This is a genomic window from Mycobacterium sp. NGS69, assembly GCF_059812165.1.
Genome location: NZ_JCALCD010000002.1, coordinates 543,613 through 567,812, shown reverse-complemented (window position 1 = coordinate 567,812; position 24,200 = coordinate 543,613). Strand labels below are relative to the sequence as shown.

The window sequence follows — 24,200 nt, the reverse complement described above, 5'->3', positions numbered from 1 at the left end:
GGGGCCGGCTCACGCGTTGACGCGGCCCAGGTAGCTGCCGTCGCGGGTGTCCACCTTGAGCTTGTCCCCGGTGTTGATGAAGAGGGGCACCTGGATCTCCGCGCCGGTCTCGACGGTGGCGGGCTTGGTGCCCGCGCTGGACCGGTCGCCCTGCAGGCCGGGCTCGGTGTGAGTGACCTCCAGCTCGACGGACACCGGCAGCTCGAGGTACAGCGGCGCCCCGTTGTGGAACGCCACCTGCACGGGCAGGCTCTCGAGGAGGAACCGGGCGGCGTCGCCGACCAGAGACTCCGGCAGGTGGTGCTGCTCGTAGTCCTGGCTGTCCATGAACACGAAGTCCGAACCGTCGCGGTACAGGTAGGTGGTGTCGCGCCGGTCGACGGTGGCGGTTTCCACCTTGACGCCGGCGTTGTACGTCTTGTCGACCACCTTGCCGGACAGCACGTTCTTCAGCTTGGTGCGCACGAAGGCCGGCCCCTTGCCGGGTTTGACGTGCTGGAACTCGACGATCTGCCATAGCTGGCCGTCGATCTCCAGCACCAGTCCGTTCTTGAAGTCGGCAGTCGATGCCACGGCGGTGTATCTCCTCAGGGATGGCAGTTCACGGCGAACTTCGCTGTCGGTTCGCCCCATGCAGATTACCCGCGCCGCGGCCCCGGCCCGCACCGTGCGCCAGTGATCGCGCGCACCCCGGCTCCTAGAGGGCGACCAGGATATTCAGCGCGATGTCGATCGTCGGCAGCACGAAAACAAAGAAGAATGCGGTCGAAAAGGCGATGGCTTGGCGAATCAGCGGAAGCAGAAATCCCGCCAATTGATTGAGCATCTGCTCGAATGTGGTGAGGGCGCCGTTAAAGAAATTCTGCACGTCGCCCCATAGGGCGGAGATGGCGCCGGTAATCGATTCCGCGGGCGCGGCCGCGGGCGGTAGCAATGCGGCGTTGGCGGCCTCGGCGGCCGCATACGATCCCGCGCCCTTGGCCAACTGCTGGACGAACTGCTCCTGCGCCGCCGCCGCCTGACCGGCCTGCGCCTGGTAGTGCTCGGCGTGCCTGGAGAAGAAGTTCGCGATGGTCACCGACACCTCGTCGGCGGCCGCGGGCGACACCGCGAGGGTAGGGACGGCCGCCGCGGCGTGCGCGGCACTGAGATTCGAACCGATGCCTGCCAAATCCGTTGCGGCGGAGGCGATTACCTCCGGCGTCGCGGTCAAATACGACATGTCGGCTCTCGCATCCGGTCAGCCTAGCCTGCCGGTGCGCGCGCGAAAACTTAACAAATGGCCAACTTTGGGCGTCGCGTCCGGCCAACTTTGTAGGGAAATCCCTAATTGAACGCCCAGTCCCCCGATCGCTAGCGTCGCCGCCAACGGGTTTGGGGCAACTGGGAGGTAGGCATGTCGTTTGTCATTGCGGCGCCGGAGTTCATGTCGTCGGCCGCATCGGATCTGGCAAACATCGGCTCGGCGATCGATGCCGCCCACGCCGCGGCCGCGGTCCCGACGTCGAACGTGCTGGCGGCCGCCGGCGATGAGGTGTCGGCGGCCATCGCCTCGCTATTCGGGGCACACGGGCAGGCCTACCAGGCGCTCAGCGCCCAGGCCGCACAGTTCCACCAGCAATTCGTCGGGCTGATGAACGCCGGGGTGGCACAATACGCCGCCGCCGAGGCCGCCAACGCCAACCCGCTGCAGACCCTCGAGCAAGAGGTGCTCGGCGTCATCAACGAGCCCACCGAGATCCTGCTGGGACGCCCGCTGATCGGCAACGGCGCCAACGGGGTGACCAACGCCCAGGGCGTCGGCACGCCCGGCCAGGCCGGCGGGCTCCTGTGGGGCAACGGCGGCGCCGGCGGCAACAGCACCGCCGGCGGGGTGGCCGGCGGAGCCGGTGGGGCCGCCGGGCTGTTCGGTCACGGCGGCGCCGGCGGGTCCGGCGGTGAGGCCGGAAACGGCGGGAGCGGCGGGGCGGGCGGCCTCATCTACGGCGGCGGCGGCAACGGCGGCGCGGCCGGCGGTTCGGTCGGCAGCGGCGGCGTCGGCGGGGCCGGCGGGTCGGCGGGCCTATTCGGCAGCGGCGGCCTCGGCGGCGCCGGCGGCGGCGGCTCCCACGGCGACGGGGGCGCCGGCGGCGCGGGCGGCAACGGCGGCTTGATCTACGGCGACGGCGGCGGGGGCGGCATCGGCGGCGACAGCGCCCTGGGCAACGGCGGCGCCGGAGGCGGCGGCGGGCACGGCGGCCTGGTCGCCGGTAACGGCGGCGCGGGCGGAGCCGGCGGTGGCGCCGGCGACCAGGGCAGCCCGCACGGCGGCGCCGGCGGCAACGGCGGCGCCGCCGGGGCGCTGTTCGGCGACGGCGGAGTCGGCGGCCAGGGCGGCGTCGCCCTCAACGGCGGCCACGGTGGCAACGGCGGCGACGCCGCCCTCTTCGGCTCCGGCGGTGGCGGCGGCAACGGCGGCAACAGCGACGGCGGTGGCGGCGCCGGCGGCGCCGGCGGCAACGCCAAGCTGGTCGGCAGCGGCGGCAACGGCGGCAACGGCGGGACCGGCTTCACCAACGGCCACGGTGGCCCCGGAGGTGCTGGTGGGCTGTTGAACGGCGCCCACGGGGCCAACGGCACCAGCTAGGTCAGAACGGCAAGTTCCTTGGGGAACCGCGTCAGCAGCTCGGGGCCGTGCCCGTCGGCGCCGTCCGGCACAACGAGCGTGTCCTCGATGCGCACCCCGCCGCGGCCGGGCAGGTAGACGCCGGGTTCCACGGTGACCACCGAACCCGCCAGCAGCGTGCCGGTGGACGTGGCCCCGATCCCGGGCGCTTCGTGGATCTGCAGGCCCACGCCGTGCCCCAGGCCGTGGCCGAACTGCTCGCCGTAGCCGGCGTCGGCGATCAGCTGGCGCGCGGCGCCGTCCACCTCGCGCAGGTTGGCGCCCGGCTTCAGGGCCTCCCGGCCGGCGCGCTGGGCCTCGGCGACCAGCCGGTAGATCTCCAGCTGCCAGTCGGCGGCCTTGCCCAGCACGAAGGTGCGGGTCATGTCGGAGTGGTAGCCCGCGACCAGCGCACCGAAGTCGATCTTGACGTAGTCGCCCTCGGCCAGCACCGCGTCGGTCGGGCGGTGGTGCGGGATCGCCGAATTCGGCCCGGCGGCCACGATCGTCTCGAACGAGATCGCGTCCGCGCCGTGGTCGAGCATCAGCGATTCCAGTTCGCGGCTCACATCGCGTTCGGTCCGCCCGGGCCGCAGGCCGCCGCGCGCCACCAGATCGGCCAGCGCGGCGTCGGCCGCCTCGCAGGCCAGGCGCAGCAGCGCGACCTCGCCGGCGTCCTTGACCTCGCGCAATGCCTCGACGGTCCCGGCGGCCCGCACCAACTCGGTGGACGCCTTTCGCTCCTCGATCTCGCCGGTTAGCGCGTCGAAGCCGTCGACGGTGACCACGTTGCTCTCGAAGCCCAGCTTGCCGACGGCGGCGTCGGCGGCCCGGCCCGCCAGGTAACGCCCGACCGCCCGCTCGATGGCGACCTCGAGGTCGGGCGCCTGCGCGGCGGCCTGGGTGCGGTACCGGCCGTCGGTGGCCAGTACGGGGTCGCGGTCGTCGGCAAACACCAGCAACGCGCCGTTCGATCCGGAGAAACCGGACAGATACCGCACGTTGACCAGGTCCGTGACCAGCATCGCGTCCAGCCCGCTGGCCCCGATCTGCGCTTTCAGCTTGTCTCGGCGCTGGGAATGTGTCACGACCCTTGACGGTACTCGCTAGGCTTTCCCTTCATGAGGAACTGGATCCTGCGCGGATTGGTGTTCGCCGCCGCGATGGTCGTCGTCCGTTTGATACAAGGTGCGTTGATCAACGCGTGGCAAACACAGGCCGGGTTGATCAGCATCGTGCTGCTGCTCCTGTTCGTGATCGGCGTCGTCGTGTGGGGGGTGCTCGACGGTCGGGCGGACGCCACGGCGCAGCCCGATCCGGACCGCCGCCAGGACCTGGCCATGACGTGGCTGCTGGCCGGCCTGCTGGCCGGCATCCTCAGCGGCGCCGTCGCCTGGCTCATCGCGCTGGCCTACACGGGGCTGTATACCGGGGGCCTGATCAACGAGGTGACGACGTTCGCGGCGTTCACCGCGCTGCTCGTCTTCCTGCCGGGGATCATCGGTGTGGCCGTGGGCCGCTGGCGCATCGACCGCAACCCGCCGCCCCGCCCGCACGAGCCGGGCGACGAGCGGGCCGACACTGACGTCTTCTCGGCCGTCCGCGGCGACGAGGCGCCGACCGGCGAGATACCGGCGCAGACGGCCCCGGGTGTGCAGGCCGAGGAACGCACCGGTTCGGTCGCGACCGCCGAGCGCGACGCGCCCACGGAAGTCATCCCGACGGGCCAAGACGACGCCAAGACGGAGGTCATCCGCACCGACGACGCGAGGCACACCAAGCCGGGCTCCGAGCCGGAAAAGGGTTAACCCGCGTCGGCCAGGTAGCGCAGGGCGAGCACGTAGCCCTGGACGCCAAGCCCGACGATCACCCCGGTCGCGACCGGGCTGATGTAGGAGTGCCGCCGAAACTCCTCGCGGGCATGCACATTGGAGATGTGCACCTCGATTAGCGGCGCACTCAGTTCGGCGCACGCGTCGCGCAGCGCCACCGACGTGTGGGTCAGGCCGCCGGCGTTGAGGATCACCGGTTCGCCGGCATCGGCCGCCAGGTGGATCCAGTTCAGCAGCTGCGCTTCGTTATCACTTTGCCGCACAACGACTTTGAGCCCAAGAGCGGCGGCTTCGCGTTCGATCAGCGCCGTCAGTTGCTCGTGCGTGGTGTCGCCGTACACGTCGGGGTCGCGGCGGCCCAGCCGGCCCAGGTTCGGGCCGTTGATGACATTCACCGTCATGACGCCCCCAAACCGGAGTAGGCCGCCGCCAGCAGCGACGGGTCGGGTCCCGTCAACCGGCCCGGCTTCCCGAGCCCGTCGAGAACGACGAACCGAAGCACGCCGGCGCGGGTTTTCTTGTCCCCTGCCATGTATTCCAGCAACTGCGGCAACGCGTCGGGGTCGTAGGTGACCGGCAGGCCGAGCGAGGTCAGGATGCTGCGGTGGCGCGCCGCGGTGTCGTCGTCCAGCCGGCCGGCGAGCCGGGCCAGCTCCGCGGCGAACACCAGGCCCACTGACACCGCGGCGCCGTGGCGCCACCGGTAGCGCTCCCGGCGCTCGATCGCGTGCGCCAAAGTGTGTCCGTAGTTGAGGATTTCGCGCAGCTCCGACTCCTTCTCGTCGGCGGCGACGACCTCCGCCTTGACGGCGATCGCGCGCCGGATCAGCTCCGGCAGCACGTCGCCCGCGGGATCCAGCGCGGACTGCGGGTCGGCCTCGATGAGGTCCAGGATCACCGGGTCGGCGATGAACCCCGCCTTCACCACCTCGGCCATCCCGGCGACGAGTTCGTTGCGCGGCAACGTCTTCAGCGTCTCCAGGTCCGCGAGGACGGCCAGTGGCTGATGGAACGCGCCGACCAGGTTCTTGCCGGCGTCGGTGTTGATGCCGGTCTTGCCGCCGACGGCCGCGTCGACCATGCCCAGCAACGTGGTGGGGACGTGCACGATGTCGACGCCGCGCAGCCAGGTCGCGGCCGCGAAACCGGCGACGTCGGTGGCGGCGCCGCCGCCGAGGCTGACCAGGGCGTCCTTGCGGCCGATCCCGATGCGGCCCAACACTTCCCAGATGAATCCGACGACGGGCAGGTCCTTGCCCGCCTCGGCGTCCGGGATTTCGATGCGGTGTGCGTCAATCCCCTTGTCGGCCAGGCGGCTTCGGATCTCCTCCGCGGTGTCGGCTAGGACCGGCTGATGCAGGACGGCGACGCGGTGCCGCCCGGACAGCAGGTTCTCCAGCTGGTCGAGCAGGCCGGTGCCGATCACCACCGGATACGGTTCGTCGACGGCCACGTGCACGGTCACCGGGGCGGCGGTCATGTGGTGGCCCCGCTCGTTGTCTCCAACCGGCTGAGGATGTTGCGGACCACCGCGCCGGGATTGCGGCGGTTGGTGTCGACCTGGATGGTCGCGACGCGCCGGTACAGCGGGACGCGTTTGGCCATCAGCTCGCGGTATTTCTCGGCGCGGTCCGGCCCGGCCAGCAGCGGGCGCACGGCGGTCCCGCCGGTGCGCCGCACCCCCTCGCGCGCGCCGATCTCCAGGTAGATGACCGTGTGGCCGGTGAGCGCCTCGCACACGCCGGGGCTGGTGACGGCTCCGCCGCCGAGCGAGAGGACGCCGTCGTGGTCGGCCAGCGCCGCGCGCACGACCTGTTCCTCGATGCGGCGGAACTCCTGTTCGCCGTCGGTGGCGAAGATGTCGGCGATGCTGCGTCCGGTCTGCTGCTCGATCGCCGCGTCGGTGTCGAGCAGGCCAACCCCGAGCGCCTTGGCCAGCCGCCGCCCGATGGTGGACTTGCCGGAGCCCGGCAGCCCCACGAGCACCGCCTTGGGGGCCATCACGCGGTACCGCGCGCGGCGGGCGATTCCCGGTCGGCGACCGCGCGCTGGTAGGACTCGACGTTGCGGCGGGTTTCGGTCAGCGAGTCGCCGCCGAACTTTTCCAGCGCCGCGCGGGCCAGCACCAGCGCGACCATGGTCTCGACCACGACGCCGGCGGCCGGCACCGCGCACACGTCCGAGCGCTGATGGATCGCGACGGCCTCGTCGCCGGTCGCCATGTCGACGGTGGCCAGGGCCCGCGGGACGGTGGAGATGGGCTTCATCGCGGCGCGCACCCGCAGCGGCTGGCCGTTGGTCATGCCGCCTTCCAGCCCGCCGGCGCGGTTGGTCGAGCGGACGACGCCGTCGGGCCCGGGGTACATCTCGTCGTGGGCGCGGCTGCCGCGGCGACGGGCGGTCTCGAAGCCGTCGCCGATTTCGACGCCCTTGATCGCCTGGATGCCCATCACGGCGGCGGCGAGCTGGCTGTCCAGCCGGTTGTCGCCGCTGGTGAACGAGCCCAGCCCGACCGGCAGGCCCAGCGCCACCACTTCGACGACGCCGCCGAGGGTGTCGCCGTCCTTCTTGGCGGCCTCGATCTCGGCGATCATGGCTTCCTCGGCCGCCTTGTCGAACGCGCGGACCGGGCTGTCGTCGATCGCGGCCAGGTCCTCCGGGCGTGGCGGCGGACCGTCGTAGGGCTTGGACGGGCCGATCGCGATGACATGCGAGAGCACCTCGACGCCGAGCGCCTGACGCAGGAACGAGCGGGCCACGGTTCCGGCCGCGACGCGGGCCGCGGTCTCGCGGGCGCTGGCCCGCTCCAGCACCGGCCGGGCGTCGTCGAAGCCGTACTTGAGCATGCCCGCGTAGTCGGCGTGGCCGGGCCGCGGCCGGGTCAGCGGTTCGTTGCGGGCGCTGTTCGTCAGTTCGGCCGGGTCCACCGGGTCGGTGGCCATCACGGTTTCCCACTTCGGCCACTCGGTGTTGCCGATCTCGATCGCGATCGGCCCGCCCAGGGTGACGCCGTGGCGGATCCCGGACAGGATGGTCACCGCGTCGCGCTCGAACTTCATCCGCGCGCCGCGACCGTAGCCCAGGCGGCGGCGCGCCAGCTGATCGGCGATTTCGGTGGACGTGACGTCGACGCCGGCGACCATGCCTTCCACCACGGCAACCAGCGCGCGGCCATGGGATTCTCCGGCGGTGATCCAGCGCAACACCCGGCCATTCTCCCATGGGCTCAACCGAGCAAGGCCAACCCCGCCGCACCCGCGGTGGCCAGGCACATCGACGGGCCATGCGGCACGGTCCGCACGCCGCGCCACCACGCAACCCCGCCGGCCAGCGCCGTCAGCAGCGGCGCCGCCAGCGCCGCGAGGAACCACACGTCGGGCCCGAAACAGCCGGCCAGGCCGCCCAGCCCGGCCGCCAGCTTGACGTCACCGGCCCCCATCGCCGCGGGCGCGACGAGGTGCACCAGCAGGTACGTGCCGGTCAGCGCCGCCGCGCCGGCCAGCGCGGGCAGCCCGCGCCCGGTCAGGGCGGCGGCCAGCAGGATGCCAACAGCCCCGGGCAGCGTCAGCAGGTTGGGCAGCCGGCGCCGCCGGATGTCGAAGACGCTCAGCGCGCCCATCCACAGCAACACCACCCCGGCCGCCACGTTCGGCACGCTAGCGCAGCGCCGCCTCCATCGCCGCTCGCGGCGCGGGCAGCCCGGTGAACTGTTCCACCTGGGAAAACGCCTGGTGCAGCAGCATCTGCAGGCCGTCGATCACCCGGCCGCCCGCCGCGGCCACCGCGGCGGCCAGCGGCGTGGGCCACGGGTCGTAGACGGCGTCCAGCAGCACCGGGATCGCGGCGAACGCGCCGGCGTACCGCGCGGCCACCTCCGCGGGGATGGTGCTGACCAGCACCTCCGCGCCCGCCACCTCGTCGGGCAACTGGGCGCTGTCCAGGCCGCAGAACCGCGTCTCGACGCCGACGCGGACGCCGAGATCCACCAGCCAGGCCGCCTTGTCCGGATCCCGCGCCACCACCGTGACCCCGGCGACGCCGAGCTCGGCCAGGCCCACGACGGCCGCCGGCGCGGTGCCCCCCGATCCACAGATCAGCGCCCATCCAGAGGCCGATCCGACGGCACCGGAGACCCCGTCGACGTCGGTGTTGTCGGCCCGCCACCCCGCCGGCGTGCGCACCAGCGTGTTGGCCGCGCCGACCAGGGCCGCGCGCTCGGTGCGCTCGTCGGCGAAACGCAGCGCCGCGAATTTGCCCGGCATGGTCACCGACACCCCGACCCATTCCGGCCCGAAACCGCCGACCACGCCGGGCAGCTCCTCGGCGCCGCATTCGATGCGCTCGTAGGTCCAGTCGTCCAGCCCCAGCGCCCGGTACGCGGCCAGGTGCAGTTGCGGGGAGCGCGAATGCGCGATCGGCGAGCCGAGGACGGCCGCCTTCCTAGCGCGGCGTGCTGTCGAGGACACCGTTGTGCTTAGCCAGTTCGATGTTGGCCAAATGCTGCTTGTAATCCTGGGTGAACAGCGTCGTGCCCTGGGCATCGATGGTGACGAAGTACAGCCAGTCACCCGGCTCCGGATGCTCGGCCGCGCGCAGCGCGTCGACGCCGGGCGAGCAGATCGCCGTGGCGGGCAGACCCTGGGACACGTAGGTGTTCCACGGCGTCTTCTGGGCGCGGTCTGCATCGCTGGTGGCGACCTCGCGGCGGTCCAGCGGATAGTTCACGGTCGAGTCGAATTCCAGCGTGTGGTGGGCGTGCAGGCGGTTGTAGATCACCTGCGCCACCTTCGGGAAGTCCTGGGTGTTGGACTCCTGCTGCACCAGCGACGCGACCACCAGGATGTCGTAGGGCGACAGCCCCCTCGCCTGCGCGGAATCCTGCAGGCCCGACTTCATGTATTCCACGGCGCTCGCGCTGATCAGGCTGGTCAGGATGCTTTCCGCCGACGACGCGGGGTCGACGTTGAAGGTGCCCGGCGCGATCAGGCCCTCGATGCGGCGATGGTCCTTGCCGAGCTCGGTGACCGGCTCGACGGCCCACGGCGGCACCGCCAGCGTCGTGGGCGCGCTGTTGGACGCCGCGGCGCGCAGGTCGTCCACCGAGACGCAGCGCTTGTCGCCGTCGAGGTCCACGCAGGTGGCGCGGGAGATCAACGAAAAGATGCCGGGATTCACCTTGTTGGTCTTCATGTCGGTGGTGTCGTCGAGCTGGCGGCCCTCCGGGATGACCAGCCGCCCCACCCGGTTGTTCGGGTCGGCCAGCCGCGCGACGGCATTGGCCGCCGGGATTTCGGTGCGCATCCGGTAGTAGCCGGGCTGGATCGAGTTGATCGCGGCGTTGCCGTGCGCGGCGTTGACGAACGCGCGGACGGTGGCGACCACGCCCTGGCTGTGCAGCGTCTCGCCGACCATGGTCGTCGAGTCACCGTCCTGCACGTGAATCACGATGTCGCGCTTGCCGTCTCCGCTGAAGTCGTCGCCGGAGCCGACCACCGTGTTCCACAGCCGGGTGCCGACGAAGACGACCACGACCGCGACGACAACCAGCGTCGCGAGGGCGATCCGGCCAACGAAGCGCTTGCGCCGCTTGCGCTGTGCGGCCCGGTTGCGGGCGACCCGGCTCATTCGGCGCCGCGGCGGCCCGACCGCTTCCGGCTCGGCGCGCTGGCCGCGGGCGCTGTCAACCATCGCCGACCCCTCCGCTGGCCGCGCGGCGCTGGTCGAGCCAGCTCTGCAGGATCGCCACCGCCGCGGCCTGGTCGATCACCGCGCGCTGCTGCCGGGCCCGCACCCCCGCGGCGCGCAGCGACCGCTGGGCGCTGACGGTGGTCAGCCGCTCGTCGGCCAGCCGCACCGGCGTGGGGTCGATCCGCCGGGCCAGCGTCTCGGCCAGCTCGATCGCGTCCACCGCCGACGGACCGGTGCGGTCGGCCAGCGTGCGCGGCAACCCGACGATCACCTCGACGGCCTCCAGCTCGGCGGCCAGCTCGGCCAGCCGGCGCACGTGCTTGCCGGAACGGTCGCGGCGCACCGTCTCCACCGGGGTGGCCAGGATGCCGTCCGGGTCGCTGGCGGCCACGCCGATCCGCACGCTGCCCACGTCGATGCCGAGCCTGCGACCTCGCCCTGGGTCCTGATCGGGGTCGCCGGGCCGGTCGGGGAGGCGGTGCTGTGTCAAGACCACTCAACCGACCCGCGCGATCGCTGCGATCTGGGCGCGAACCGCCTCAAGCGCCGCGTCGATGCCGGTCGGGTCCTTTCCGGAGCCCTGCGCCAGGTCGGCCTTGCCGCCGCCGCGGCCGTCGACGGCCCCGGCGAGCGGCTTGATCAGTTCGTTGGCGCGGATGCCGAGATTTTGGGCGGCGGCGTTGGCGGCGATCGCATACGGCACGACTGGTGCGTCGCCCGCTGAATTCTCTGCGATCAGCGCCACCACCGCCGGATCGCTGCCCAGCTTGCCCCGGATGTCGCCGACCAGGGAGCGCAGGTCGGCCGCCGTCATCCCACTCGACATCCGCTGCGCCACCACACGCACGTTACCGATGCGCTCGGCGCCGGCCGCGGCGTTGGTCGCGGCGGCCCGCGCGCCCGCGAGCCGGGCGCGCTCCAATTCCTTCTCGGCCGCCTTGAGGCGCTCCACCAGGTTGGCGACCCGGGCCGGCACCTCCTCGGACGGCACCTTCAGCGACGACGCCAGCCCGGCCATCAGCGCGCGCTCCTTGGCCAGGTGGCGGAAGGACTCCAGCCCGACGTAGGCCTCCACGCGGCGGACCCCGGAGCCGATCGACGACTCGCCCAGGAGGGTCACCGGACCGATCTGCGCCGAGTTGTGCACGTGCGTCCCGCCGCACAGCTCCAGGGAGAACGGCCCGCCGATCTCCACCACCCGCACCTCGTCGGGGTAGGCCTCGCCGAAGAGCGCCATCGCCCCCATCGCCTTGGCCTTCTCCAGCCTCTCGGTGAAGGTGTGCACCTCGAAGTCGGCCTGCACGGCCTGGTTGGTGACCTCTTCGATCTGGGTGCGCTGGTCCTCGCTCAGCGGCCCCTGCCAGTTGAAGTCGAAACGCAGGTAGCCCGGCCGGTTCAGCGATCCCGCCTGAACGGCGTTGGGCCCCAGCACCTGTCGCAGCGCGGCGTGCACCATGTGGGTGCCCGAGTGTCCCTGGGTGGCGCCGCGGCGCCAATCCGGATCCACGGCGGCGACGACGGTGTCACCCTCCACGAACTCCCCGGACTCGACGTTGACCCGGTGCACCCAAAGGGTTTTGGCGATCTTCTGCACGTCGGTGACGGCCGCGCGGGCGCTCCCGCCCGCGCCGGTTCCGCTGATGCTGCCCTCGTCGGCGATCTGCCCGCCCGACTCCGCGTACAGCGGGGTGCGGTCCAGCACCAGCTCGACGCGCTCGGCCCCGTCGGCTCCGTGCGCGACGACCGGCACCCGCTTGCCGTCCACAAAGATGCCCAAAATCCTTGCCTCGGAGGTCAACTCGTCGAAGCCGGTGAACTCGGTGGGCCCGGCGTCGACGAGCTCGCGGTAGGCGCTCAGGTCGGCGTGCGCGTGCTTGCGGGCGGCGGCGTCGGCCTTGGCACGCTGGCGCTGCTGCAGCATCAGCTCGTGAAAGCCCGCCTGGTCGACCTTCAAACCGGCCTCGGACGCCATCTCCAGCGTGAGCTCGATCGGGAAGCCGTAGGTGTCGTGCAGGGTGAACGCATCGGAGCCCGAGACCTGTTTGGCGCCCGATGATTTCGTCGCGCTGACCACCTCGTCGAACAACCTCGAACCCGACGACAGCGTCCGGTTGAAGGCCGTCTCCTCGGCCACGGCGATGCGCCGGATCCGGTCGAAGTCGGTGACGAGTTCGGGATACGACGGGCCCATCGAGTCGCGCACGGTGGCCATCAGGTCGCCGACGATCGGGTCCTCGATGCCCAGCAGCTTGGCCGACCGGATCACCCGGCGCAGCAGCCGGCGCAGCACGTAGCCGCGCCCGTCGTTGCCCGGGCTGACGCCGTCGCCGATCAGGATCGCCGCCGTGCGGCTGTGGTCGGCGATGACGCGGTAACGCACGTCGTCGTCGTGGTTGCCCAGGTCGTAACCGCGCGGGGCGCGCGCCGCCACCACGTCGATGATCGGCCGCAGCAGGTCGGTTTCGTAGACGTTGTGCACACCCTGCAGGACCAGCGCGATCCGCTCGACGCCCATGCCGGTGTCGATGTTCTTGCGCGGCAACGGCCCGAGGATGGCGTAGTCCTCCTTGGTGCTGCCCTCGCCGCGCTCGTTCTGCATGAAGACCAGGTTCCAGACCTCGAGGTAGCGGTCCTCGTTGGCGACGGGACCGCCCTCGGGGCCGAACTCGGGCCCGCGGTCGTAGTAGATCTCCGACGACGGCCCGCACGGTCCGGGAATGCCCATCGACCAGTAGTTGTCGGCCATGCCCCGGCGCTGGATCCGTTCGGTCGGCAGGCCGGCGATCTCCTGCCAGAGCTCGACGGCCTCGTCGTCGTCGTGAAACACCGTGGCCCAGAGCCTTTCGGGGTCCAGGCCGTAGCCGCCGTCGGCGACCGGATTGGTCAGCAGCGACCAGGCCAGCTCGATCGCCCCGCGCTTGAAGTAGTCGCCGAAGGAGAAGTTGCCGGCCATCTGGAAGAAGGTGTTGTGCCGGGTGGTGATGCCCACCTCGTCGATATCGGGCGTGCGGATGCACTTTTGGATGCTGGTGGCCGTCGCGTACGGCGGCGTGCGCGCGCCCAGGAAGAACGGCACGAACTGGACCATCCCGGCGTTGACGAACAGCAGGTTGGGGTCGTCGAGGATCACCGATGCGCTGGGCACCTCGGTGTGGCCCGCCTTCACGAAGTGATCGAGGAATCGCTTCCTGATCTCGTGTGTCTGCACTTTTGGTCCGCTTCTTCCTTGTCGCGTTGCTTTGCTTCGATCGGGGTTCCCAGCCTAGACAGCTAGCCCTCCAGGAAGCTCAACCGCACCGACCGCCGCGGATTGTCCCGGTTGAGGTCGACCAGCACGATGCTTTGCCACGTGCCCAGCTGCGGGTCGCCGCTGGCGACCGGCACCGTCACCGACGGCGCGACGATCGCCGGCAGCACGTGGTCGGCGCCGTGCCCGGGCGACCCGTGCGCGTGCCGGTACCGCTCGTCGCGCGGCAACAGCCGCTCCAGCGTGTCGACCAGGTCGTCGTCGGAGCCGGCGCCGGTCTCGATGATCGCGACCCCGGCCGTCGCGTGCGGGACGAACACGTTGCACAGGCCGTCGCCGTAGCTGAAGCAGAACCGGCGCACCGCATCGGTCAGATCGACGATGCGGCGCTGGGCGGTGTCTACCTGCAGCACATCGGTATGCACCCGGTCCAGCCTACGGCGAGGCCAGCATGACCGGCCAATCGTTTGTGAGGGCGGCCACACCCCCGGGGGGCATTGCCACCGTTAACTGCCAGGAGGAAGGTAACTCCTGGACCGGTGGCGCCACCGGGGCGCTGCCCCGACAAAGAGGGGGTGGATCGTGTACGCACGCTCTACCACTATTCAGGCGCAAACCTCTTCCATCGATGGGGGTATCGCGCACGTTCGCGATGAGGTGATGCCCGCGCTGCAGGCCATGGCGGGCTGTGTCGGGGTGTCCCTTTTGGTCGACCGGCAGTCCGGCCGGTGCATTGCTACGAGTGCGTGGGAGACCGAGGACGCGATGCGCGCCAGCGCGGATCAGGTGACGCCGATCCGCGATCGGGCCGGGGAAATGTTCGGCGGCACGGCATCTGTCGACGAGTGGGAGATCGCGTCGCTGCACCGCGACCACCACGCGCCCGACGGTGCGGGCGTCCGAGCGACCTGGGTCAAGGTGCCGCAGGACCAGATGGACAGCGGCATCGAGTACTTCAAGTCGTCCGTCCTGCCCCAGCTCGAGGACCTCGACGGGTTCTGCAGCGCCAGCCTGCTGGTCGACCGCGCATCCGGGCGGGGGGTGTCGTCCGTGACGTTCGACAGCCTCGACGCGATGGATCGCAACCGGGACCAGGCGACCGCCCTCAAGATCGCGTCGATCCGGGAGGCCGGCGTCGAGGAACTCGACGAGCGCGAGTTCGAGCTGGCGCTGGCGCACCTGCGGGTTCCTGAGATGGCCTGACCTGGGTCAGGTGGCTCCGCCGGGCCCATTGCCACGCCCAGTCCGCAGGAGGAAGGTAGTCGGTGGGACCGGTGGCGCCACCGGGGCGCTGCCCCGACATGAGGAGGGGTCGGTCGTGTACGCACGCTCTACCACCATCCAGGCGCAACCCTTGTCGGTCGACATCGGCATTGCGCACGTTCGCGATGTCGTCATGCCCGCCCTGCAGGAGATGGACGGGTATGTCGGGATGTCGCTGCTGGTCGACCGGCAGGACGGCACCTGCATCGCCACCAGCTCCTGGAACAGCCTGGAGCAGATGCGCGCCAGCGCCGAGCGGGTGGCGCCCATCCGCGACCGCGCCGCCATGATGTTCTCCGGCCAGGCGAGGGTCGAAGAATGGGACATCTCGCTGATGCGTCGCGATCATCGGTCGCATCAGGGGGCATGCGTGCGGGCCACGTGGCTCAAAGTGGTGCCGGACCAGATCGAGCGGTCCCTCAACTTCTACCGGATGTATGTGCTGCCGGAGTTGGAGACGCTCGACGGCTTCTGCAGCGCCAGCCTGATGGTCGACCACCCGGCGTGCCGGCGGGCGGTGGCGTGCTCGAGCTTCGACAGCATGGAAGCGATGGCACGAAACCGGGACCGGGCCAGTGAGCTGCGCAGCAGGCGCGCGCGGGACCTGGGAGCCGAGGTGCTCGACGTCGCCGAATTCGAGCTGGCGATCGCCCATTTGCGGGTGCCCGAGCTGGTCTAGGGCAAAGCGTCCCCGGGGAATCCGCGGCACTCGTGCACCTGATAGGTGAACACCCCCGCCGCCACCCCGGGGTCGTCGGCCATGATCGTGGTGGTCTCGTCGACCGTGGCCGCGAACACCCCGATGCCGCACACGTCGGAGGAGTCGGTGACCGGCAGCACCACCGCCAGCACGCCGTCGTCGCGCAGGCCGAAGTTGCGCCGGCCGTGCTCCCAGATGATCCCGGGCGACGACTCGTCGCCGAACCTCGGGCCGCGCTTGAGGATGACGACGCTGTAGGCCTTGGCAGTGGGCAGCAGCCGGCCCATCTCCTCGTCGGTGAACGTCTTCATGCCCGTCCCCCCTTGCGGATGATCGCGCGCAGCCGGTCCAGTCGGCCGGCCATCTCGCGCTCGCCGCCGCGGCCGGTGGGCCGATAATAGTCCACGCCCACCAGCTCGTCGGGCGGATATTGTTGGGCGACAACGCCATCCGGGGCGTCGTGCGAGTACTTGTAGCCCTGCGCGTTGCCCAGCGCCGCGGCGCCGGAGTAGTGCCCGTCACGCAGGTGCGGCGGCACCAGGCCGGCCTTGCCGCCCCTGATGTCGTCCATCGCCGCCGCCAGCGCGGTGGTGACCGCGTTGGACTTCGGCGCGGTGGCCAGGTGGATGGTGGCGTGCGCCAGCGTCAGCTGGGCCTCCGGCATGCCGATCAGCGCCACGGTCTGGGCGGCGGCGACCGCGGTCTGCAGCGCGGTCGGGTCGGCCATCCCGATGTCCTCGCTGGCCAGGATCACCAGCCGCCGCGCGACGAACCGCGGGTCCTCCCCCGCGACCAGCATGCGGGCCAGGTAGTGCAGCGCGGCGTCGACGTCGGAGCCGCGCACGGACTTGATGAAGGCGCTGACGACGTCGTAATGCTGGTCGCCGTCGCGGTCGTAGCGCACGGCGGCCTTGTCCAGCGACTGCTCGATGGTCTCGACGGTGACGAGCTCGTTCGCCTCGGCCGCGACCTCCAGCGCGGTCAGGGCGCGGCGGGCGTCGCCGGCGGCCAGCTGCACCAGGAGGTCGACGGCCCCGGGCTCCACGTCGACCCGGCCGCCCAGGCCGCGGGGGTCGTCGATCGCGCGGCGGACCAGGGCGCGGATGTCGTCGGAGGTCAGCGGCCGCAGCTGCAGGATCAGCGAGCGCGACAGCAGCGGCGCCACCACGGAGAACGACGGGTTCTCCGTCGTCGCCGCCACCAACAGCACCACCCGGTTCTCCACGGCGGACAGCAGCGCGTCCTGCTGGGTCTTGGAGAACCGGTGCACCTCGTCGATGAACAGGACGGTCTGCTCGCCGGAAAGCAGCGCGTGCCTCGCCTTGTCGATCACCGCGCGGACGTCCTTGACGCCGGCCGACAGCGCCGACAGCGCCTCGAACCGGCGGCCGGTCGATCCCGAGATCAGTGCGGCCAGCGTGGTCTTGCCGCTGCCCGGGGGCCCGTACAGGATCACCGACGCGACGCCGGAACCCTCCACCAGGCGGCGCAGCGGCGATCCGGGCGCCAGCAGGTGGCCCTGGCCGACGACTTCGTCCAGCGACGCCGGCCGCATCCGCACGGCCAGCGGCGCACCCGCCGACACGCCGAAGCCCTGGTCGGTTGTCTGCGGTGCGCCGGGAAGGTCGAAGAGACCGTCGGACACGGTTTTAGGCATACCACGTCGGGACGACGGCATGCGCCGGGGAGAAAAGGTCCGAAAACAATCCAAGCGTCCTGGCGACTTATTTGCTAAGTTCCGGTTTGCCAGATTCCGTGCGCGTGGCCACAGGTTGAATCAACAGCTAGGACGGACATGAGCCAGCCCCCCGAGTACCCCGGCACCCCCCAGAACCCTCCCGGCTACCCGCCACCGCCCGGTTACGGCGCACCTCCGCCACCACCGCCCGCGGGCCCGCCGCCCGGTTACGGCGCACCGCCGCCTGGCCCGCCGCCCGGTTACGGCGCGCCCCCGCCACCCCCTCCCGGCTACGGCGCGCCGCCGCCCGGCTATGCGCCGCAGCCCGGCTACGGCGGCGCCCCCGGCGGTCCGCCGGCCTTCAGCATCGGCGAGGCGTTCAGCTGGGCCTGGGGCAAGTTCACCCAAAACGTCGCGCCCCTGGTCGTCTCCGCTCTGATCTACGCGGTCCTGATCGGCATCGCCTACTGCGCGATCCTGTTCGGCGGCGGCATGGGCTCGACCACGACGACCACCAACATCGACGGCTACACCACCGCCACGACGAGCATCGGCGCCGGCGGGATGATCGTGATGATCGTCGGCTACGTATTGATCTATGCGGTAGGCATTTTCGCCCAGTCCGCGTTCCTGTCCGGGTGCCTGGACATCGCGGACGGCCGGTCGGTGAGCATCGGTTCGTTCTTCAAGCCGCGCAACCTCGGCAATGTGATCCTCGCCGCGATCATCATCGGGATCCTGACCTCGATCGGCTCGGTGTTGTGCTTCATCCCCGGCCTGATCGTGGGCATCTTCGCGCAGTTCGCCATCCCGTTCATCATCGACCGGTCGCAGGGCGCCATCGACGGGCTGAAGTCCAGCTTCACCACCGTCCAGGCGAACTTCGTCAACGCCCTGCTGGCGTGGCTGGTGCAGGCGGCGGCCGTCGTCGTCGGCTTCTTGGCTTGTGGCCTGGGCATCCTCGTCGGCGGGCCCGTCGCCGCGCTGATCGGGATCTACGCCTACCGCAAGCTGTCCGGCGGCCAGGTCGTTCCGCTGGAGCAGCCGGGCGGTGGTTACCAGGCCGGGCCGCCCCCGGGCGCGCCGCCGCCGGGGCCCCAGTACGGGTAGGCCGGGGGGCCAAGGCGGTTCGCCGATTGCGGCCGCGCTGCGACCTTGTGGCGCTTGTGATGCAATCAGCGGGTGAGTATCAAAGTTGCGCTGGAGCACCGCACCAGCTACACCTTTGACCGACTGGTCCGGGTCTTCCCGCACGTGGTGCGGCTGCGCCCCGCCCCTCATTCCCGCACGGCCATCGAGGCCTACTCGCTGCGCGTCGAGCCGGGCGACCACTTCATCAACTGGCAGCAGGACGCGGTCGGCAATTTCCTTGCCCGGCTGGTGTTTCCGAATCCCATGAGCCGGCTGACCATCACCGTCGGGCTCATCGCCGACCTCAAGGTGATCAACCCGTTCGACTTCTTCATCGAGGACTGGGCCGAGACATGGCCCTCGGGCGGGTGGACCTACCCCAAGGAGCTGGCCGACGACCTCAAGCCGTACCTGCGGCCGGTCGACGAGGACGGTGAGGGGTCGGGCCCCGGCGAGCTGGTGCAGGCCTGGGTTAGCAACTTCCGGGTGCCCGACGGCACCCGCACCATCGACTTTCTGGTCGCGCTCAACCGCGCCATCAACGCCGACGTCGCCTACAGCCTGCGGATGGAACCCGGCGTGCAGACACCGGATTTCACGCTGCGCAACGGCGTGGGCTCGTGCCGCGACTCGGCGTGGCTGTTGGTGTCGATCCTGCGCCAGCTCGGGCTGGCCGCCCGCTTCGTGTCGGGCTACCTGGTCCAGCTGGCCTCCGACGTCGAGGCGCTCGACGGGCCGTCCGGCCCCGCCGCCGACTTCACCGACCTGCACGCGTGGACCGAGGTTTACATCCCCGGCGCGGGCTGGATCGGGCTGGACCCGACTTCGGGGCTGTTCGCCGGCGAGGGCCACATCCCGCTGGCCGCCACGCCGCACCCGGCGAGCGCGGCGCCCATCAGCGGCGGCACCGAGCCCTGCGAATCGATCCTGGAGTTCTCCAACACCGTCACCCGCGTCCATGAAGATCCGCGCGTCACGCTGCCCTACACCGACCAGGCCTGGCGGACCATCTGCGACGTGGGGCGGCGCGTCGACGAGCGGCTGGCCGCCGCCGACGTCCGGCTGACGGTCGGCGGTGAGCCGACGTTCGTCTCGGTGGACAACCAGGTCGACGAGGAGTGGACGACGGCCGCCGACGGCCCGCACAAGCGGCAGCGGGCCTCCGACCTGGCCGCCCGGCTGAAGTCGGTGTGGGGGCCGCAGGGGCTGATCCAGCGCGGGCAGGGCCGGTGGTATCCGGGAGAACCGTTGCCGCGCTGGCAGATTGCGCTCCACTGGCGCACCGACGGGCGGCCGCTGTGGACCGACGACACGCTGCTGGCCGATCCGTGGGGCGCCGCGCCGGGCCGGGTCGCCAAGGACGCGGCCTACGAGGTGCTCGCCGCGATCGCCGACGGGTTCGGCCTGCCGGCCTCGCAGCTGCGGCCGGCCTACGAGGACCCGCTGGCCCGGCTGGCCGCCAAGGTGCGCAAGCCGCACGGCGAGCCGGTCGAGGCGGGCGACGACCTCGACCCGGACACCGACACCGCCGAGAACCGCGCCGCGCTGCTGGCGCGCCTCGACGAATCCACCACGGCCCCGGCCGCTTTCGTGCTGCCGCTGCACCGGCGTGAAGACGAGCTCGGCTGGGCCAGCGCGAACTGGCGGCTGCGCCGCGGGCGCATCGTACTGCTCGAGGGCGACTCCCCGGCGGGCCTGCGGCTGCCGTTGGACTCGATCAACTGGCGCCCGCCCCGCGCCACCTTCGACGCCGACCCCCTGACCGCGGGAGGCGAACTCGCGGCGGACGCCGCGAGTGACGCCGTTGTCACCGACCCCGGCGGGGCGCCGCCGACCGCGATGGTCGCCGAGGTGCGCCGCGGGATGCTGTACATCTTCGTGCCGCCCACCGAGGCGCTCGAGCACTTCGTCGACCTGATCGCCCGGGTCGAGGCCGCGGCGGCCAAGGCCGACTGCCCGGTGGTGATCGAGGGCTACGGCCCGCCGCCGGACCCGCGGCTGACGTCGGTGACCATCACCCCCGACCCGGGCGTCATCGAGGTCAATGTGCCGCCCACGGCCAGCTTCGCCGAACAGACGCGGCTGCTGGAGAGCCTGTACGAACAGGCCCGGCTGGCCCGGCTGTCCACGGAGTCCTTCGACGTCGACGGCACCCACGGCGGCACCGGCGGCGGCAACCACATCACGCTGGGCGGCGTGACGCCCGCGGACTCGCCGCTGCTGCGCCGCCCCGACCTGCTGGTCTCGCTGCTGACCTACTGGCAGCGGCACCCGTCGCTGTCCTACCTGTTCGCCGGGCGGTTCGTCGGCACCACCTCGCAGGCGCCGCGCGTCGACGAGGGCCGCTCCGAGGCGCTGTACGAACTCGAGATCGCGTTCGCCGAGATCGCGCGCCTGTCCGGACCTTTCGGGGGCGGTGCCCCAAAGCCCTGGGTGACCGACCGCGCGCTGCGCCACCTGCTCACCGACATCACCGGCAACACCCATCGCGCCGAGTTCTGCATCGACAAGCTCTACAGCCCCGACAGCCCCCGCGGCCGGCTCGGCCTGCTGGAGCTGCGCGGCTTCGAGATGCCGCCGCACCTGCGGATGGCGATGGTGCAGTCGCTGCTGGTGCGTTCGCTGGTGGCGTGGTTCTGGGACGAACCGCTGCGCGCCCCGCTGATCCGGCACGGCGCCAACTTGCACGGGCGATACCTGTTGCCGCACTTCCTGATTCACGACATCGCCGACGTCGCCGCCGACCTGCGCGCGCACGGCGTGCCCTTCGAGACCAGCTGGCTGGACCCGTTCACCGAGTTCCGCTTCCCGCGCGTCGGCACCGCCGTCTTCGACGGCGTGGAGATCGAGCTGCGCGGGGCGATCGAACCGTGGAGCACCCTCGGCGAGGAGGCCACCGCGACGGGCACGGCCCGCTACGTCGACTCGTCGGTCGAGCGCATCCAGGTCCGCATCATCGGCGCCGACCGCCACCGCTACGTGGTGACGGCCAACGGCTACCCGGTGCCGCTGCTGGCCACCGACAACCCCGACATCCACGTGGGCGGCGTGCGGTTCAAGGCCTGGCAGCCGCCCAGCGCGCTGCACCCGACCATTAGTACCGACGTGCCGCTGCAGTTCGAGCTGGTCGACCTCACCACCGGGACGTCGCGCGGCGGCTGCACCTACCACGTCGCGCATCCCGGCGGCCGCTCCTACGACGAGCCCCCGATCAACGCCGTCGAGGCCGAGTCGCGCCGCGCCCGCCGCTTCGAGGCGACGGGCTTCACCCCGGGCAAACTCGACCTGTCCGAGATCAAGGAGCGGCAGGCCCGGATTTTCACCGACATCGGCGCGCCGGGCATTCTCGACCTGCGGCGCGTGCGTACCGTTCAGCAGTAAATGTCGTCCCTCGAAGTCCCCTCCGCCCACTACGACGCCGACCGGCTGCTGGCCGGGTACCGGACCGCGCGGGCCCAGGAAGCGCTGTTCGACCTGCGGCACGGACCCCGGGTCGGCTACGACGAGTTCGTCGACCGTGACGGCAACGTGCGCCCGGCGTGGTCCGAGCTCGCCGACGCGGTCGCGGAGCGCGGCCGGGCCGGGCTGAACCGGCTGCGCTCGGTGGTGGACGGCCTGATCGACAACGACGGCATCACCTACACCGAGGTCGATCCCGACCACGGCGGCGTGGAGCCCCGGCCGTGGAACCTGGACACGCTGCCGATCGTGCTGTCCGCGGCCGACTGGGACGTGCTGGAGGCCGGGCTGGTGCAGCGCTCGCGCCTGCTCGACGCCGTGCTCGCGGACCTGTACGGGCCCCGCGCCCTGCTCACCGAGGGCATCCTGCCGCCGCAACTGGTGTTCGGTCACCCCGGTTACGTGCGGCCCGCCAACGGCATCGAGGTGCCCGGGCACCACCAGCTATTCATGCACGCCTGCGACGTCAGCCGGGTGCCGGACGGCAGCTTCGCGGTCAACGCCGACTGGACGCAGGCGCCGTCCGGCGCGGGCTACGCGCTGGCCGACAGACGCGTTGTGGCGCACTCGATTCCGGACCTCTACGAGCGGATCGCGCCGCGGCCGACGACGCCGTTCGCGCAGGCGCTGCGGCTCGCGCTCATCGACGCCGCCCCCGACGTCGCCCAGGACCCGGTGGTCGTGGTGCTGTCCCCCGGCATCTACTCGGAGACCGCGTTCGACCAGGCGTACCTGGCCACCCTGCTGGGCTTCCCGCTGGTGGAGTCCGCGGACCTGGTAGTGCGCGACGGCAAGCTGTGGATGCGCTCGCTGGGCACGCTGAAGCGCGTCGACGTGGTGCTGCGCCGGGTCGACGCGGAGTACACCGACCCGCTGGACCTGCGCGCCGATTCCCGCCTCGGCGTCGTCGGACTGGTGGAGGCGCAGCACCGCGGGACGGTGACCGTGGTCAACACGCTGGGCAGCGGCATCCTGGAAAGCCCTGGGCTGCTTCGGTTTCTGCCGCAGCTGGCCGAGCGGCTGCTCGACGAGGCCCCGCTGCTGGCGACCGCGCCGGTCTACTGGGGCGGTGTCGCCGGCGAACGCTCGCACCTGCTGGCCAACCTGTCGTCGCTGCTGATCAAGTCCACCGTCGGCGGGAAAACCTATATCGGACCGACGCTTTCGTCGGCGCAGCTGGCCAAGCTGGCCGCGCGCATCGAGCACATGCCGTGGCACTGGGTCGGCCAGGAACTGCCGCAGTTCTCGTCGGCGCCCACCGACCACACCGGCGTGCTGTCGTCGGCCGGCGTGGGCATGCGGCTGTTCACCGTCGCCCAGCGCGGCGGCTATGCGCCGATGATCGGCGGCGCCGGCTACGTGCTGGCCCCCGGCCCGTCGGCGTACACGCTGAAAACCGTTGCCGCAAAAGATGTCTGGGTGCGGCCGACGGAGCGGGCGCGGGCCGAGACGGTGACCCTGCCGTCGGCGCCGGAGCCGGCGAAGACCGCGGCGGGCACCTGGGGGGTCAGCTCGCCGCGCGTGCTGTCCGACCTGTTCTGGATGGGCCGCTACGGCGAGCGGGCCGAGGAGATGGCCCGGTTGCTCATCGTGGCCCGCGACCGCTTCCACGTCTACCGGCACCAGCAGCAAACGGAGGAAAGCGAGTGTGTGCCGGTGCTGATGGCCGCGCTGGGCCGGATCACCGGCAGCGACACCAGCGCGGGCTACGGCGACACCGACGACCACGCGGAGATGATCGCCGTCGCCCCCTCGATGCTGTGGTCGCTGACCCTGGACCCGAATCAGCCCGGGTCGCTGGTGGGTTCGGTGGACGGGCTGGGGCTGGCCGCCAGGTCGGTGCGCGACCAGTTGTCCAACGACACGTGGACGGTGCTGTCCGGGGTGGAGCGCGCGCTGGCGGTGCGAACCGAACCGCCGGACTCGCTCGCCGAGGCCGACGCCCTGCTCGCGTCGGCCCAGACCCACACGCTGGCCGGGATGCTGACGCTGGCCGGGGTGGCCGGCGAGTCGATGGTGCGCGACGTGGGCTGGACAATGATGGACATCGGCAAGCGCATCGAACGCGGCCTGTGGCTGACCGCCCTGCTGCGGGAAACGCTGACCACCGTCCGCGGCGCGGCCGCCGAGCAGACCATCATCGAGGCGACGCTGGTGGCGTGCGAGTCGTCGGTCATCTACCGGCGGCGCACCGTGGGCAAGGTCAGCGTCGCCGCGGTGGCCGAGTTGATGCTGTTCGACGCCAGCAACCCGCGGTCGCTGCTGTACCAGCTGGAGCGGTTGCGGATCAACCTCAAGGACCTGCCGAGCTCTTCGGGGTCGTCGCGCCCCGAGCGGTTGGTGGAGGAGATCAACACGCTGCTGCGCCGCTCGCACCCCGAGGAGCTGGAGGAGATCACCGACGGCCGTCGCGCGCAGCTGGCCGAACTGCTCGACGCGATCCACGCCGAGCTGCGCAACCTGGCCGAGGTCATCACCGAGACGCAGTTGCGGTTGCCGGGCGGGTTCCAGCCGCTGTGGGGGCCCGACGAACGCCGGGTGATGCCCGCCTAACCGTC

The 24,200-nt window shown here is 71.3% G+C and carries 23 protein-coding genes; 8 read left to right on the top strand and 15 right to left on the bottom strand.

What is annotated here, in order from left to right; all coding sequences use genetic code 11:
* Positions 1–9: 9 nt before the first annotated feature.
* Together efp and AC5Y2S_RS08070 are read right to left on the bottom strand one after the other, a co-directional pair.
* Positions 10–573: an elongation factor P gene (efp, locus tag AC5Y2S_RS08075; RefSeq protein ID WP_066929672.1), complete on the bottom strand. Its 564-nt coding sequence runs from the start codon at positions 571–573 to the stop codon at positions 10–12.
* Positions 574–697: 124 nt separating this feature from the next.
* Positions 698–1,171 carry a PE family protein gene (locus AC5Y2S_RS08070; protein ID WP_499955689.1) on the bottom strand — a complete coding sequence of 158 codons (474 nt, stop codon included), beginning with the start codon at positions 1,169–1,171 and terminating at the stop codon, positions 698–700.
* Between AC5Y2S_RS08070 and AC5Y2S_RS08065 the strand changes: the two genes are divergently transcribed.
* Together AC5Y2S_RS08065 and AC5Y2S_RS08060 are read left to right on the top strand one after the other, a co-directional pair.
* Complete coding sequence (locus AC5Y2S_RS08065; protein ID WP_499955707.1) at positions 1,071–1,334, top strand: hypothetical protein; 264 nt, start codon at positions 1,071–1,073, stop codon at positions 1,332–1,334. The two genes, AC5Y2S_RS08070 and AC5Y2S_RS08065, sit on opposite strands and share 101 nt — an antisense overlap.
* 62 nt (positions 1,335–1,396) lie before the next feature.
* Positions 1,397–2,626, top strand: a complete 1,230-nt coding sequence (locus tag AC5Y2S_RS08060; protein ID WP_499955257.1) for a PE family protein — start codon at positions 1,397–1,399, stop codon at positions 2,624–2,626.
* Here AC5Y2S_RS08060 and AC5Y2S_RS08055 read toward each other — a convergent pair.
* Positions 2,623–3,732, bottom strand: a complete 1,110-nt coding sequence (locus AC5Y2S_RS08055) for a M24 family metallopeptidase (protein WP_499955255.1) — start codon at positions 3,730–3,732, stop codon at positions 2,623–2,625. The genes AC5Y2S_RS08060 and AC5Y2S_RS08055 overlap by 4 nt on opposite strands.
* 33 nt (positions 3,733–3,765) lie before the next feature.
* Here AC5Y2S_RS08055 and AC5Y2S_RS08050 point away from each other — a divergent pair, with 33 nt between their 5' ends.
* Positions 3,766–4,452: a B-4DMT family transporter gene (locus tag AC5Y2S_RS08050; RefSeq protein WP_499902225.1), complete on the top strand. Its 687-nt coding sequence runs from the start codon at positions 3,766–3,768 to the stop codon at positions 4,450–4,452.
* Here AC5Y2S_RS08050 and aroQ read toward each other — a convergent pair.
* From aroQ to AC5Y2S_RS08000, 10 genes are all read right to left on the bottom strand, one after another.
* Positions 4,449–4,877, bottom strand: coding sequence for a type II 3-dehydroquinate dehydratase (gene aroQ, locus AC5Y2S_RS08045; RefSeq protein ID WP_499955253.1), 429 nt, complete (start codon positions 4,875–4,877; stop codon positions 4,449–4,451). The two genes, AC5Y2S_RS08050 and aroQ, sit on opposite strands and share 4 nt — an antisense overlap.
* Positions 4,874–5,956, bottom strand: a complete 1,083-nt coding sequence (gene aroB, locus AC5Y2S_RS08040; protein ID WP_499955251.1) for a 3-dehydroquinate synthase — start codon at positions 5,954–5,956, stop codon at positions 4,874–4,876. The genes aroQ and aroB overlap by 4 nt, the downstream gene beginning before the upstream one ends.
* The gene (locus AC5Y2S_RS08035; RefSeq protein WP_499955249.1) at positions 5,953–6,477 is read right to left on the bottom strand and encodes a shikimate kinase; all 525 of its coding nucleotides are present in this window, start codon (positions 6,475–6,477) and stop codon (positions 5,953–5,955) included. The genes aroB and AC5Y2S_RS08035 overlap by 4 nt, the downstream gene beginning before the upstream one ends.
* On the bottom strand, positions 6,477–7,682 hold the full coding sequence (gene aroC / locus AC5Y2S_RS08030; RefSeq protein ID WP_499955247.1) for a chorismate synthase: 1,206 nt from the start codon (positions 7,680–7,682) through the stop codon (positions 6,477–6,479). The genes AC5Y2S_RS08035 and aroC overlap by 1 nt, the downstream gene beginning before the upstream one ends.
* 20 nt (positions 7,683–7,702) lie before the next feature.
* Positions 7,703–8,122 (bottom strand): prepilin peptidase, encoded by a 420-nt coding sequence (locus AC5Y2S_RS08025; RefSeq protein WP_499955245.1) that lies wholly within the window; start codon positions 8,120–8,122, stop codon positions 7,703–7,705.
* Between the two features lie 10 nt (positions 8,123–8,132).
* Positions 8,133–8,942, bottom strand: a complete 810-nt coding sequence (locus tag AC5Y2S_RS08020; RefSeq protein ID WP_499955243.1) for a shikimate dehydrogenase — start codon at positions 8,940–8,942, stop codon at positions 8,133–8,135.
* Positions 8,917–10,164, bottom strand: a complete 1,248-nt coding sequence (mltG, locus tag AC5Y2S_RS08015) for an endolytic transglycosylase MltG (RefSeq protein WP_499955241.1) — start codon at positions 10,162–10,164, stop codon at positions 8,917–8,919. The genes AC5Y2S_RS08020 and mltG overlap by 26 nt, the downstream gene beginning before the upstream one ends.
* The gene (gene ruvX, locus AC5Y2S_RS08010; RefSeq protein WP_499902232.1) at positions 10,157–10,660 is read right to left on the bottom strand and encodes a Holliday junction resolvase RuvX; all 504 of its coding nucleotides are present in this window, start codon (positions 10,658–10,660) and stop codon (positions 10,157–10,159) included. The genes mltG and ruvX overlap by 8 nt, the downstream gene beginning before the upstream one ends.
* Positions 10,661–13,372, bottom strand: a complete 2,712-nt coding sequence (gene alaS, locus AC5Y2S_RS08005) for an alanine--tRNA ligase (protein WP_499955239.1) — start codon at positions 13,370–13,372, stop codon at positions 10,661–10,663.
* 62 nt (positions 13,373–13,434) lie between these two features.
* Positions 13,435–13,824 (bottom strand): secondary thiamine-phosphate synthase enzyme YjbQ, encoded by a 390-nt coding sequence (locus tag AC5Y2S_RS08000; protein ID WP_193376520.1) that lies wholly within the window; start codon positions 13,822–13,824, stop codon positions 13,435–13,437.
* A gap of 169 nt (positions 13,825–13,993) precedes the next feature.
* Here AC5Y2S_RS08000 and AC5Y2S_RS07995 point away from each other — a divergent pair, with 169 nt between their 5' ends.
* Together AC5Y2S_RS07995 and AC5Y2S_RS07990 are read left to right on the top strand one after the other, a co-directional pair.
* Positions 13,994–14,614: a hypothetical protein gene (locus AC5Y2S_RS07995; protein ID WP_499955237.1), complete on the top strand. Its 621-nt coding sequence runs from the start codon at positions 13,994–13,996 to the stop codon at positions 14,612–14,614.
* 115 nt (positions 14,615–14,729) lie between these two features.
* A complete protein-coding gene (locus AC5Y2S_RS07990; RefSeq protein WP_499955235.1) occupies positions 14,730–15,353 on the top strand; it encodes a hypothetical protein in 624 nt (207 codons plus the stop codon).
* Here the strand turns inward: AC5Y2S_RS07990 and AC5Y2S_RS07985 are convergent.
* On the bottom strand, positions 15,350–15,685 hold the full coding sequence (locus tag AC5Y2S_RS07985; RefSeq protein ID WP_499902236.1) for a hypothetical protein: 336 nt from the start codon (positions 15,683–15,685) through the stop codon (positions 15,350–15,352). The genes AC5Y2S_RS07990 and AC5Y2S_RS07985 overlap by 4 nt on opposite strands.
* A complete protein-coding gene (locus AC5Y2S_RS07980) occupies positions 15,682–17,031 on the bottom strand; it encodes a replication-associated recombination protein A (RefSeq protein ID WP_499955233.1) in 1,350 nt (449 codons plus the stop codon). Before AC5Y2S_RS07980 ends, AC5Y2S_RS07985 begins: the two co-directional genes overlap by 4 nt.
* Positions 17,032–17,169: 138 nt before the next feature.
* Here AC5Y2S_RS07980 and AC5Y2S_RS07975 point away from each other — a divergent pair, with 138 nt between their 5' ends.
* From AC5Y2S_RS07975 to AC5Y2S_RS07965, 3 genes are all read left to right on the top strand, one after another.
* On the top strand, positions 17,170–18,162 hold the full coding sequence (locus AC5Y2S_RS07975; protein WP_499955232.1) for a hypothetical protein: 993 nt from the start codon (positions 17,170–17,172) through the stop codon (positions 18,160–18,162).
* A gap of 72 nt (positions 18,163–18,234) precedes the next feature.
* Positions 18,235–21,564 (top strand): transglutaminase family protein, encoded by a 3,330-nt coding sequence (locus tag AC5Y2S_RS07970; RefSeq protein ID WP_499955230.1) that lies wholly within the window; start codon positions 18,235–18,237, stop codon positions 21,562–21,564.
* A complete protein-coding gene (locus AC5Y2S_RS07965) occupies positions 21,565–24,195 on the top strand; it encodes a circularly permuted type 2 ATP-grasp protein (protein WP_499955228.1) in 2,631 nt (876 codons plus the stop codon).
* Positions 24,196–24,200 lie beyond the last annotated feature (5 nt).